Source organism: Luteimonas sp. 8-5 (assembly GCF_029763755.1).
Taxonomy (GTDB): Bacteria; Pseudomonadota; Gammaproteobacteria; order Xanthomonadales; family Xanthomonadaceae; genus Cognatiluteimonas.
Genome location: NZ_JARUVM010000007.1, coordinates 44,946 through 56,517, shown reverse-complemented (window position 1 = coordinate 56,517; position 11,572 = coordinate 44,946). Strand labels below are relative to the sequence as shown.

Sequence of the window (11,572 nt, the reverse complement as noted above, 5' to 3'; positions counted from 1 at the left end):
CGAATCCATGCGGTCGGGCCTAGCTGTTCTTCAGCGCGATTTCGTAGGCAACCACGCCGGCCTCGCGGCAGCGGTCGATCGCCTTCTCGAGGATCTCGAAGAACTCCTTGAGCAGGAACATCTCCGCGGCCTCCAGGCGCCCGGAATAGATGTCCCGGTACAGCTCCAGGATCAGCCGGTCGGCCTCGTTCTCCAGCACGCGCAGCTTGTCGCTGAGCTGCTTCATCGGCTCCAGGCGCAGGCGCGGCAGCTCCTTCACCATCTCCACGACCACCGCGGCGGCCTTTTCCAGCATCGCCGCGCGCGGGGCGAAGTCGATGCCCTCCAGGCGCTGGCGGGCCAGGGCATAGCGGTCGGCGAAGCGCTCGACCTGTTTGGGGATCTTGTACAGGGCCGAGGCCAGGGCCTCGATGTCCTCGCGCTCGATCGGGGTGATGAAGCTGTCGACCAGGGCCTGGCTGATCTTCTCGGAGGCGTCGCGCTCGCGCTGGCGGGCCAGCTTGAAGGCGTCCAGGGCGTGGACCCTGCCCGGCTCGCGGAGCATGGCGTGGAGGGCCTTGGTGCTGTCGTAGGCGGCGTCGGCCGCCTCGTCCAGCAGGGCATAGAACTGCTTGCCCTGCCCGAAAATGGTCTGGAGGGAGAACATGAGCGAGCTGGCCCCTTGGCGCGAATCCTGGCGAAGGGGTCAATTATGACGGTTCAAGGCCCCTTCCGCGTAGTCTTGCCGCGTCGCTGGGCTTTGCGGGGCGGCTGTTATGATCCGGGCGCGAGCTTCGTGCCCTCTTCCGTGGCCCTGGAACCCTGCGTGCTGGAACTGCTGATCGTCGCTGCCCTGATCGTCCTCAATGCCTTTTTCGCCCTGTCGGAAATGGCGCTGATGACCTCCCGCAAGTCCCGGTTGCGGCAGATGGCCGAGCACAGCCGCGGCGCGCGCACCGCACTGGCGCTGGCCGAGCACCCCGACAACCTGCTGTCCACGGTCCAGGTGGGCATCACCCTGATCGGCATCCTCACCGGCGTCCTCGGCGGCGAGGCGATCGGCGCCAACATCGCCGGCTGGCTCGGCGACATCTGGCCCGGGGCCAGCGAGTACGTGACCGGCATCGGCATCGGCACCGCGGTGGGCCTGATCACTGCCGGCCAGGTGATCTTCGGCGAGCTGATCCCCAAGCGCCTGGCGCTGACCAATGCCGAGGGCATCGCCTGCAAGGTCGCGATACCGCTGCACGGCCTGGCCACCGTGGCGCGCCCGATCGTGTACGTCCTGGGTGCGATCAACCGCGGCGTGCTGCGCCTGCTGGGCATCCGCGACGACGCCCGCAATGCCATCACCGAGGAGGAGATCCGCTCCCTGGTGAGCGAAAGCCACGAACAGGGCGTGATCGACGCCGACGAACGCAACATGATGCAGCGGGTCATGCGCCTGGGCGACCGCACCGCCGACAGCCTGATGACCCCGCGGGTCCGGATCACCTGGCTCGACGCCGGCGCCAGCATCGAGGAGAACCTCGAGGCCATGCGCGAGACGCCCTATTCCCGCTATCCGGTCTATCGCGACAGCGACTCGGACGTGCTCGGCGTGCTCGAGGTCAAGTCGCTCATCGACGACCTCGCCCAGGGCCTGCCGGACCTGTTCGCCACCCTGCGCCCGGCGGTATTCGTGTCCGAGTCCACGCATGCGCTGAAGCTGCTGGAGATCTTCCGCGAGGAGCAGCAGTCGCTGGCCCTGGTGGTCGACGAGTACGGCGACGTCACCGGCATGGTCACGGTCAACGACCTGATGGGCGCGGTCCTGGGCCGGGTGCAGTCCGGCGAATCGTCCGACGCCGAAGCGCTGGTGGTGACGCGCGACGACGGCTCGTTGCTGGTGGACGGCTCGCTTCCGGTCGACGACCTGCGCGAGCTGCTCGGCGGCGGCGCCCTGCCCGGCCAGGACGAATACGACTACCACACCGCGGCCGGCATGGTGATCGCCAACTTCGGCCGCATCCCCAACGCCGGCGAGCACTTCGAATTCGAGGGCTGGCGCATCGAGGTGGTCGACCTGGACGGCCCGCGGATCGACAAGCTGCTGCTGCAGCGCGTCGCAGTCGAGGACCGCGACGACGATGCCTGAGCGCGGCCTCAGGTCGCTGCTCGACGGCTTCACCGCTGGCGACCCCGGCGAAACCCTGCCCTTGCGGTTGCTGCTGGCCGGCATGGGCCGGCGCGCTTACGGCATGTTGCTGTTCATCGCCACGCTGCCGGCCTTCATCCCGGTGCCGATCGGCGGCGCGATCAGCGGGCCTCTCGTGGTGCTGATCGGCCTGCAACTGCTGTGGGGCCGGCGCCGGCCCTGGCTGCCGCGCTCGATCGCCTCGCGCGGCCCGCAACGGCATACGCTGGTCCGTTTCGATCGCATGGTGTCGCCGTGGCTTGCCCGCCTGGAGCGCCTGGTGCGCCCGCGCCTGCCGGAGGTGCTGCACTACCGGGCGTCGCGCCTGTTCACCGGCCTGCTGCTGGTGTTGCTTGGCCTGCTGCTTGCGCTGCCGATCCCGCTCACCAACTACCTGTTCGGCGCCATCCTGCTGCTGTTCGCGCTGGCGATGCTGGAACGCGACGGCGCGCTGATGCTGGTGGCCTGGGTCGGCGGAAGTGCCACCGTGGCGAGCTTCGGCCTGGCCTCGGGCAAGCTGGCCGCCGCCGTGGCACCCGCCCTCGACCTGCTGCTGTAGGAGCGGCGGAAGCCGCGAAGAAAAACCCGGCCCTCTCTCGAGGACCGGGTAATTCCGAACACCGGAAAGTCTCGTGGCTTCCCTGCCGGTGGCATCCTGCCCATGGGCGTCCTGCCCTGCTTCCGCTTATGGAGTTGTACCCCGATCTGGTCGCGCCAGCCTTGGCTGGAACGCGGCCGGGCATCCTGCCTTGTGTATCGGCGCTCTCTCCGGACGCCTGTAATCCGGCAACCTTTCCCACGGGCCGACCGGCTACTCCCGCAAACGTCCGAGAGGGCGGATCGATGCGACGGCGGTCACATTAGCGGCGCGCGATTTGCGCTGTCAATCGGAAAAGGCCGACAAAAACGCTGGAACCGTTTGCGGATTTCGGATTACCAGCAGGCATCGATGTTGTTGGCGTTCTTCGCCCCGGCCTGGTCGATCGAGAGCGTCCCGCACTGGGTGTCCTTGGCCTGGTCGCCTTCCGGCGTGGCGGCCACCACGTAGGTCGTGGCGTCGGGAACGCCGATGAAATCGAACTCGTAGAAGCCGTCGAGTTCATCGGCGCAAGCCAGCTCCGGGAAGTCCACGTCGTAGGTCATGTTGAGCGTGTAGTTTCGCTCCATGAACTGCGCCGCCTCCATCAGGCAGGCCTCGGCGGTGCCACGCCGGGTCTTGATCATCGAATTGCCGTACGTGGCCACCGCGGCGGCGGTGACGATGCCGAGCACCGTCACCGCGATCATCAGTTCCAGCAGCGAGAAACCCCTGCTGCCGCCCATCGATCGTGCATGCATCTTGCGATTCATCGTCAATCCCTCAGGATTTCGCGCCAGGAGACGCGGCGAGCGCCCAACGTCGGTGGATCGATGGTGACCGTGCCAAGGCCGCCACCGGAGCCACCGACTACCAGCAGCTTGTCGATGATGGTCGCACGGGTCGGCATGCCGATGCCCAGGTCGAGCGAACCGGCCGGCAGGTACACTTCCTTGCCGTCGATCGTCGTCTTGATCTTGTCCGCGTCGTTGACCACGCCATCCTTGTTTACGTCGAAGAACGCCTGGGACGGACTGGTGCCGGTGAACGCATCCAGCGCGTTGATGTAGCCCGTGCCACCGGCGTCGCACGCGGACGAACCCGTGCCCGGCACGATGCTGGACGCGATCAGGGTGGTGCCCAGGACGCGCAGGCCGCTCACGACCCGCTCACCCTTGTAGGGATCGTCCAGGTCGAGGAACCAGCCCTTCTTTCCGTCTTCCAGGGTGCGCTTCCACTCGTCGAAGGCACGTACGCGCTTGTCGTCGCTGACCGCAACGATCTCGCGCTTGACCAGGTCGCCGAACTCGGTGTCGGAAGTCCGGCCCTTCACTGCACTCCCACCGTCCTTGATGCCGTACAGCGTCTGTACGCTGGTGCTGGTCAGGTCGTCGACCGACATGAAACGGCCAGTGCCGAAGAACACCCACAGGTCGCTGTTGTCGGGATTGCGGGCAAGCGCCAGGCCGGCGGTGATCGGCTGCACATTGCCGTCCGCATCCCGCGCCTTGTACATCGGATCGCCGGAATTGGCCACCTCCCAGTCGGACGACTTGTCGGCCGAAAGGTCGAACTTCCACAGGTTGCCCTGCAGGTCGCCGGCATAGATGTAGTCGACGGCGCCGTCGCCATTGTCGTCCCAGCCGCGCGGAGCGAACAGGCCGTTGCCGCCGCCCGTGCCGGCCTCGATCTCCTTGATCACGCTGCCATCGGAAAGCTTCAGGACGAAGAGCGTGGCGCTGCCGTCGGGGCTATTGACGCCGTTGCTGACCACGACCGCCTTGGTCCGGTCGGCGTCATTGAGGGTGACCACCAGCGGGTCGCCCAACACCATGCCCATGTCGGAATCGGAGCTGGATTCCCAGAGCACGTCGTCCTCGTCGAAGCTCGAAGGCGTAGTGACGTCCAGCGCGAACACGCCCCGGCCACCGCGGCCGAGGGCGCCCACGAGGTAATTCTTGCCCGGGGTCTGGGACTTGGCGGACACCGTGATCGGTCCGTCGACGAAGTACTTGTGGGTAACGGTCTGTCCGTACTGTGGATCGCTCAACGAAGCCAGGTTGGTGAGGTTGATGCCGCCCGGCACATACGCGAACAGTTCCTTGCCGGTGCTGCCATCGAAAGCGTGCAGCATGCCGTCGTTGGCGCCGACGAACAGGGCGCCGCTGTCGGTCACGTAGATTGGCGACGAGTTCACGATGTCGCCCAGCAGGCTGGAGCGCGCCCGGAGCTTGCCATCCTTCGACGGTTCGTTGCTCCTGTCGCCCTTGATGTAGGCCGCGTTCTCGTCGGCAGTCGCTGCCGAACCGGAACGGCTGGAAACATCGAGTGCCGTCTTCTGTGCTGCGGTCGGGAACGCCGCACCCTCGCCGCCGCCCTTGTCCCAGGTCCAGATCTTGCGCTTGGTGTAGTCGGTGGGAATGCCCTGCGACGCCTTCCATGCCGGTGCGCCCTGGATACCGGCGCTGGTGGCGACGTAAGCGGTCAGTTCGCCGGTCCATGTCCCCGAGGTATAGCTCGCCTGGTAGACGCGGGTATCGCTCGTGAACGAGGTGCTGTTGGCGGTCACGTTCGAGGCGGAGCCCGGACGCTCGGAAATGGTCGTCAGTGCGCTGAGCAGGCCGTTGACGAACCTGGCCGGATCGCTCGCGGAAACGAAGGCGCCACGCGAGTTCACGGTAGCGTGGTACAGATCGTCGATGCGCGAGGCATAGGACGCACTGCCACTCATCTCGCTGAGCCGCGGATCCGGCCACTCCTTGGCGCCACTGGTGAGGTCGACAAGGTCGTCTTCCGGATCGAGCTCGCCCGCGAGGCCGATCGCCACGCCGAAGGTCACCATGTGCTGCCAGAACGCTTCGTCGGCCGAGGACGTCGGCACGTTGTTGTCGAGGGTGGAGCGCAGGTCGCGCTTCCAGAAGTGCATGGCGACGTCGCCCAGCGTACCGGCGCGGTCGTCCTTGTACGGGCGCTTGGCCTTGTAGGTATAGGAACCGCCGACGGCGCCGGCGGGACGATCGATGCGTGAACCGTCGGAACCGTCGGCGTTGGCACCGTATTTGCTGGAGTCATAGTTGCCGCGCCAGTCGGTTTGGCTGCGGGAGTTCCAGTAGCCGTCCGTCGTCAGGATGGAGAAGCTCAGGCGGCAACTGATGTCTGCAGCGGCCGTACCCGACTTCCAGGGCGCGGAGGATTCGTAGTATTCGCCCGCGCGCCAGAGGGCGTCATGCAGCGGCGTGCCGTTGTTGCCCTCGGCCTTGTGCAGGAACTCGAACCACTTGGTTCGGTTCGCTCCCTTGAACAGGCCTTCGTCGACGCCCGTCGGGATCGGATACGCGGGGCCCGAGGTGGGCGCCGAGGAGTCGTTGCTGCTGACGCCCTGCTTGCGGTTCCAGATCGAGTCGTAACCGACCCGGTAATTGTCTCCGAGCTGGCTGAAGGCTTCGCTGGCCGCGAACTTGGCGACCTTCATGCGGGTACGGTGGTAGGAGTACCAAGTGGCGAAGTTGGTCATTTCGTCCGCTTCGCTGCGGCCGGTCGGCGTCTTGAACTGCCGGTCGGTCGCAACGGCGTCGATGTCGATGTTGTCCGCCGTGTAATCCCTGTTCGAGTTGTAGACGCCGATCCACCAGGTGCCGGATGCAGGATTGTCGACGGTGATGGTGTCGTTGTTGCCGCTATCGGTATCGGCATGGTCGTAGCTCGACGTCGTCGGCTTGCTCCCGTTCCTCAGGTAGAGGTCGGCATCGCCGTTGGGACGGGTGCATCGCCGACCGCAGCTGTCCTCGTCGGTACCGCTCATCTGGACGATCAGGGATGTCGCCCCCGCAGGCACCTCGATGCTTCCGTACCACCACTCCCGGTCGTCGATGTCGCGGTTGTCCCAGGACTCGCGGACTTCCGCGCCCGTCATGACCACGCGCAAGCTGCCGTCCTCGTATCTTATCTGGTACTTGTCGTACTGGTCCTCGTCGTCCAGGTCCGTCGCATTGGCCTTCGGCACGAAGAATGTCTGGGTCGAGGATCCCAGGTTGGTGGTGCTGCCGCCGACCAGGTCCGAATCGGAGTAGGCATTGGAGTAGTCGGTGCCGCCGGTATAACGACTGTTGTCCGCCTTCTTCCAGGGCTGGTACTCCGTGTACGGGTTGTAGTACAGCGTGTTGTGGACGTAGGACTTGTCCCAGATGTCGTCGTCCAGGCCGCTGAACGAGCTGATGTCCTTCGGCATCGCCGCGTAGGTCATCGACCCGGAGTCGTCGAGGATGAACATGATGTTGGGCGCCGGATAAGGGGTACCCGACTGCAAGGGGACGGCGGGGAACGCTACGTCGCTGGTCGCTGCCGACACCGGAGCGCCCAGGAGCGTGGACAGGCAGGCACAGGCGACGACCAGGGCATGCTTGGCCCATGCCGGGTGACGCGAGTGTCGCTTCATCTTCCTGTTGGCCATTTCCAGGCTCCTCGAATCAGGGCTTTGCGTAGATGGATTGCAGCATGACCACGGCACGACCTTCCTGTGCCGAACGCACGGTGATCCGGAATCGCTGGCTGGTCTGGGTGCAATTGGCTTCCAGCGACACGTCGCCGCCGGTGGTGCAGGTCTGGCGGTCGGCCACGGCTTCGTCGACGAGCTCGATGATGTAGCGCGGTTGCGCGGTCACGTCGTCGAGGTCGGTCTGGAACTCGGCCCAGAAGCCGGAATCGTCGTCCCAGAACCCGTCGTTGAGCCAGCGCTGCTGTTCGTCCGCTTCGCCCGGCTGGGGTATCGGGCAGATGCCCTCCTTGCAGTCGTCACCAACGGCCGGAATGGCCGAGTCGATCAGGGTGCGCACCCGCGCCTCGGCTTCGCGCCACGTCGCCTCGGCCGCCTGCAGCGACAGGTTGCGGTCTACCTGGGCTGTGCCCATGCGCTCCTCGAGCACGGTGCCGCTGAGGCTTGCGACGGCCAGCAGGGTCATGACCAGCAAGAGGATCAGCACCACCGCCAGCACGACGCCATGCTGCCGGTGACGGCCGGGAATTCGAGCGGGCTTCATTCCGCGTCTCCACGTATTGCGATGGTATGGGTCATGCGGCGCTCGAGGCGCTCGCCGTTGGGGCCGATGCGGTCGTCGCCGGAGAACACCAGGGTCAGCCGCACGCCGACGATCGGATTCTGGAGCAGGTCGAAATCGATCCCGACACCGTTGACCGGATCCTCGGCGGGCTCGTCGCCCACGTAGGCGAGCGCGCCGCGGACGAGATAACCGATCTGCATGTCGGTGACGCCCTGCGCGATCTCGTCGACCGCCACGGCCAGGTTGCCGCCGGTGTTGGTCATCGTCGCGCGGTACAGCGAGCGGCCATCCACGACCCCGTCTCCGTCGAGGTCGGCGTTGCCGATGTACCAGCGCGCCGCATGGACCTTGGCGATGACCGAACCTGCGTCGTAGTTCGCATCGACCGCGGTGTCGGCCCGGAACAGCACGTCGTCGGCGTTGTCGTCCGGGTCGGCGCCTTCGGAGTGCTCGATGCTGGCGCCGGCGTCGAACGCGGTGACACGGAAGATAGTCACGTTGTTGAAGTTGCAGATCATCATCAGGTCACCCACTGCGACACCGTCAGTGGAATTGACCTCGATGTCGTCCTCCCATGGATCGACCAGGGCATCGGTCAGCAGGGCCACGTCGGCCGACGCGGGAACGGCGGCCTTGACCTCGATCGCGTCGGTTCCGGCGACCCGGTCGCCAAGTGCCGCGCCGAAAGCGGCATCCGGGAAAGCGGTAGCGCCGCCGTATCCCCGCAACGGGGGCGCGGTGGTGGTACCCACGCCGTTGACGTTGTCGGCCCAGTCTGTCCACCAATTCGCCTCGGGATTGTTCAGCCCGGACGACACGGGGAGGCTGGCGTCGCACGGATTGCCACCCGCGCCGCGCAGTTCCCGGTTGAGCAACTCGAACGCCAGGCGCACGCCTTCCTGCACCCGGCCCATGTCCTCGGTCGCGGCGAAGGTCTGGCGATGGGTCATCACCAGCGTCAGCGCGCTGCCGGTGACGATCAGTCCCAGCACCAGCGCCACCATCAGTTCGATCAGGCTGACGCCCCTGGCGCGGCCCGCATTCGGGATCCTGCGGCTCACAGGCGCGTCCTCGTCATCAGTTCCTGCTCGTCGTCGCCGCCGGCGCGCGAGTCGTCCCAGCGCAGGGCGACGATGCATTCGGTGTCGCTGCAGCGGATGGCCGCGCATGCGTCTCCGCCGAGTGTGGCCTTGAGCGAGCCCGGCTCCGCGGTCGTGCCCATCCACAGGCGGCGGTCGTTGGCGGCGAGGTCGCCCGCGTCGGGGCGACCGCAGGCCCACGCCGTTACGACGTAGTTGGCAGTGATGTTGCCCATGTTGTAACCGCCGATCATCGCCACGTCGCGATTGGCCCGCATGGCGTCGAGGATCGCGTAGATGTGCATGACCGCCTCGCTGCGCTCCAGCGAACTCTGGCTGCTGCGCAGCGCGGTGGCCTGCAGCGCGGCGATGCCGAGCATGCCGAAGGCGAGGATGGCCACGGCGACCATCACCTCGATGAGGCCGACGCCGCGCTGGGTGTGCGGGTGCTTGTTCATGGATGGCTGGCTCACGGATCGTCGGGCGCCGGGCAAAGGCCGGCTTCGTTGGCGCGGATCGACGCGATGCGGCTGCCGGACGCGATTTCCACGTCGCGGGCGTTCTCGCGCGGCTGGTTGGTCGGGATGCAGAAGCGGATCGTGGCGTCGAGCAGCCCGGTGCCCGGACCGCCGCCACCGTCCTCGTCGCGGGCCAGGCCATCGGGACGGAAGATCACGGTGTTCGCGCCGATCCCCGCGCTGAGGCCGTGCACGACAGGTGGATCCAGCCGGAACACCCGCAACAGCGTGTCCCCCGCCTTGTCGAAGTCGCCGTCGTCGTTGGCGTCGACGAAGGTGATCCAGCCGTCGACGTTGGCGGTGGCGCAGGTCGCGTCCTCGCCGCTGTTGGTGTTCGTGCTCATGCACACGCCGGCGCGCCCGTTGCGGCGGATGGCCTCGGACCGGGCCAGCTGCAGGCTGCCGATCATCTCGTTGGCCGCGCTGGTGAGGCGGTTGCCGTTGATCATCGACTGGAAGCTGGGAACCGCCATCGTCACCACGATGGCGGCCACCGCCAGGGTGACCATCAGCTCGATCATCGTGAAGCCTGGCACTGCCTTGCGCATGCGCTCCCCTTCCCGGGAAGTCCCCGCGGCTACTCTCGGCCGGATGTGGCGCCCGGGCAAGGGGCTGGCGGACGAACGGCGCTATCCGGGGGACGGGCGCGACCGGAACGTGCGGAGCGTCACATCGCGGCTTCCGCCGCTCCCACCGGTCCGGGGGTCAGGCGACGATCTGGTAGCAGGGCTTGTACTCGCCCGCGATCTTCATGCGCCGCTGCTCGACGAAGGCGCGCAGCAACCCGTCCAGGGCCTGCATCAGGTCCTTGTCGCCGTGGATCTGGTACGGGCCGAACTCCTCGACCCGGCGCATGCCGTCTTCCTTGACGTTGCCGGCGACGATGCCGGAGAAAGCGCGGCGCAGGTCGGCGGCCAGTTCGTGCGGGGGGCGGTTGCGGTGCAGGTCGAGCGCGGCCATCGCCTCGTGGCTGGGCACGAACGGCTGCTGGAAGCCCAGCGGCACGTCCAGCGACCAGTTGAAGAAGAACGAGTCCTTCTGCTCGATCCGGAACTTGCGCACGCGGTCGATGCCCCGTGCCATCTCGCGCGCAACCTCGGCCGGGTCGTCGATGATGATGCGGTAACGCACCGTCGCCGCGTCGCCCAGGGTCAGGCGCAGGAACTGGTCGATCTGCTCGAAGTACGGCGCGGCCGCCGTCGGTCCGGTCAGCACCAGCGGGAACGGGATGTGCGAATTCTCCTCGCGCAGCAGGATGCCGAGCAGGTACAGGATTTCCTCGGCGGTGCCGACGCCACCGGCGAACACGATGATGCCGTGGCCCAGGCGCACGAACGACTCGAGGCGCTTCTCGATGTCCGGCATGATCACCAGGTGGTTGACGATCGGGTTCGGCGACTCGGCGGCGATGATGCCCGGCTCGGTGATGCCGATGTAGCGGGTGTCGGTCCGGCGCTGCTTGGCATGGGCGATGGTCGCCCCCTTCATCGGGCCCTTCATGGCGCCCGGGCCGCAACCGGTGCAGATGTCCAGGCCGCGCAATCCCAGCTGGTAGCCGACCTCCTTGGTGTACATGTACTCGTCGCGGTTGATCGAGTGGCCGCCCCAGCACACCACCAGGTTGGGATCGCCCCCCGGGTGCAGCACGTGCGCATTGCGCAGCAGCCGGAACACGGCGTCGCTGATCTCCGCCGACGATTCCGGTTCACCCGAGTGCCCGGACCCGAGGTCGATTGCGGTGTAAACGAGGTCGCGCACGACCGCGGCCAGCAATTCCGCGACGCCCTGGATGATGCGGCCGTCGACGAACGCGATCGCCGGCGCGTTGAACAGGTCCAGGCGCAGCCCGCGGTCGAGCTGGTGCACCTGGATGTCGAAGTCGGGATACAGCTCGCGCGCCGCGCGCGGATCGTCGCTGGTGCTGCCGGTGGTCAGCACGGCCAGCGCGCAGCGGCGCAGCAGTTCGTGCATGCCGCCGGTGGACGCGTCGCGCAGGCGGGCGACTTCCTCGCGCGACAGCACGTCCAGGCCGCCGCCCGGGAAGATCCGGGCGTCGACGGTGGGGAGCTTGGGGGTGGAGGCTCTGGCGGCCGCTGCAGTGGTGGTGTCTTCCATGGGTCCAGTATATGGCCTGCGGGGCGGCCCCAAACAGGAACGGCCGGGTTTCCCCGGCCGTTCCGATGACG

At 67.0% G+C, this 11,572-nt stretch carries 10 protein-coding genes; 2 read left to right on the top strand and 8 right to left on the bottom strand.

What is annotated here, in order from left to right; translation table 11 throughout:
- Nucleotides 1–19: 19 nt before the first annotated feature.
- Nucleotides 20–646 carry a DUF47 family protein gene (locus QAA18_RS01505; RefSeq protein WP_279410475.1) on the bottom strand — a complete coding sequence of 209 codons (627 nt, stop codon included), beginning with the start codon at nt 644–646 and terminating at the stop codon, nt 20–22.
- 159 nt (nt 647–805) lie between these two features.
- Here QAA18_RS01505 and QAA18_RS01500 point away from each other — a divergent pair, with 159 nt between their 5' ends.
- Both QAA18_RS01500 and QAA18_RS01495 read left to right on the top strand, forming a co-directional pair.
- On the top strand, nt 806–2,116 hold the full coding sequence (locus QAA18_RS01500) for a hemolysin family protein (protein WP_279410557.1): 1,311 nt from the start codon (nt 806–808) through the stop codon (nt 2,114–2,116).
- Nucleotides 2,109–2,714 carry an exopolysaccharide biosynthesis protein gene (locus QAA18_RS01495; RefSeq protein WP_279410474.1) on the top strand — a complete coding sequence of 202 codons (606 nt, stop codon included), beginning with the start codon at nt 2,109–2,111 and terminating at the stop codon, nt 2,712–2,714. Before QAA18_RS01500 ends, QAA18_RS01495 begins: the two co-directional genes overlap by 8 nt.
- 374 nt (nt 2,715–3,088) lie before the next feature.
- Here the strand turns inward: QAA18_RS01495 and QAA18_RS01490 are convergent, their stop codons facing one another.
- The 7 genes from QAA18_RS01490 to ppnN all read right to left on the bottom strand — a co-directional run bounded on the left by QAA18_RS01490 (nt 3,089) and on the right by ppnN (nt 11,501).
- Complete coding sequence (locus QAA18_RS01490; RefSeq protein ID WP_279410473.1) at nt 3,089–3,505, bottom strand: type IV pilin protein; 417 nt, start codon at nt 3,503–3,505, stop codon at nt 3,089–3,091.
- Nucleotides 3,506–3,507: 2 nt separating this feature from the next.
- A complete protein-coding gene (locus QAA18_RS01485; protein ID WP_279410471.1) occupies nt 3,508–7,182 on the bottom strand; it encodes a PilC/PilY family type IV pilus protein in 3,675 nt (1,224 codons plus the stop codon).
- 16 nt (nt 7,183–7,198) lie between these two features.
- Nucleotides 7,199–7,768 carry a pilus assembly protein gene (locus tag QAA18_RS01480; RefSeq protein WP_279410470.1) on the bottom strand — a complete coding sequence of 190 codons (570 nt, stop codon included), beginning with the start codon at nt 7,766–7,768 and terminating at the stop codon, nt 7,199–7,201.
- Nucleotides 7,765–8,850, bottom strand: coding sequence for a prepilin-type N-terminal cleavage/methylation domain-containing protein (locus QAA18_RS01475; protein ID WP_279410468.1), 1,086 nt, complete (start codon nt 8,848–8,850; stop codon nt 7,765–7,767). The genes QAA18_RS01480 and QAA18_RS01475 overlap by 4 nt, the downstream gene beginning before the upstream one ends.
- Nucleotides 8,847–9,326 carry a type IV pilus modification protein PilV gene (gene pilV, locus QAA18_RS01470; protein ID WP_279410466.1) on the bottom strand — a complete coding sequence of 160 codons (480 nt, stop codon included), beginning with the start codon at nt 9,324–9,326 and terminating at the stop codon, nt 8,847–8,849. The genes QAA18_RS01475 and pilV overlap by 4 nt, the downstream gene beginning before the upstream one ends.
- 11 nt (nt 9,327–9,337) lie before the next feature.
- Entirely contained in the window at nt 9,338–9,934 is a 597-nt protein-coding gene (locus QAA18_RS01465; RefSeq protein WP_279410464.1) for a GspH/FimT family pseudopilin, read from the bottom strand.
- A 157-nt stretch (nt 9,935–10,091) separates the two neighbouring features.
- Complete coding sequence (gene ppnN, locus QAA18_RS01460; protein WP_279410463.1) at nt 10,092–11,501, bottom strand: nucleotide 5'-monophosphate nucleosidase PpnN; 1,410 nt, start codon at nt 11,499–11,501, stop codon at nt 10,092–10,094.
- Nucleotides 11,502–11,572 lie beyond the last annotated feature (71 nt).

Excerpts from the sequence above, each read along its gene's own strand:
- pilV (WP_279410466.1), bottom strand. The coding sequence starts at position 9,326 with ATGAACAAGCACCCGCACACCCAGCGCGGCGTCGGCCTCATCGAGGTG.
- ppnN (WP_279410463.1), bottom strand. The coding sequence starts at position 11,501 with ATGGAAGACACCACCACTGCAGCGGCCGCCAGAGCCTCCACCCCCAAG.
- QAA18_RS01495 (WP_279410474.1), top strand. The coding sequence starts at position 2,109 with ATGCCTGAGCGCGGCCTCAGGTCGCTGCTCGACGGCTTCACCGCTGGC.
- QAA18_RS01465 (WP_279410464.1), bottom strand. The coding sequence starts at position 9,934 with ATGCGCAAGGCAGTGCCAGGCTTCACGATGATCGAGCTGATGGTCACC.
- QAA18_RS01480 (WP_279410470.1), bottom strand. The coding sequence starts at position 7,768 with ATGAAGCCCGCTCGAATTCCCGGCCGTCACCGGCAGCATGGCGTCGTG.
- QAA18_RS01485 (WP_279410471.1), bottom strand. The coding sequence starts at position 7,182 with ATGGCCAACAGGAAGATGAAGCGACACTCGCGTCACCCGGCATGGGCC.
- QAA18_RS01490 (WP_279410473.1), bottom strand. The coding sequence starts at position 3,505 with ATGAATCGCAAGATGCATGCACGATCGATGGGCGGCAGCAGGGGTTTC.
- QAA18_RS01505 (WP_279410475.1), bottom strand. The coding sequence starts at position 646 with ATGTTCTCCCTCCAGACCATTTTCGGGCAGGGCAAGCAGTTCTATGCC.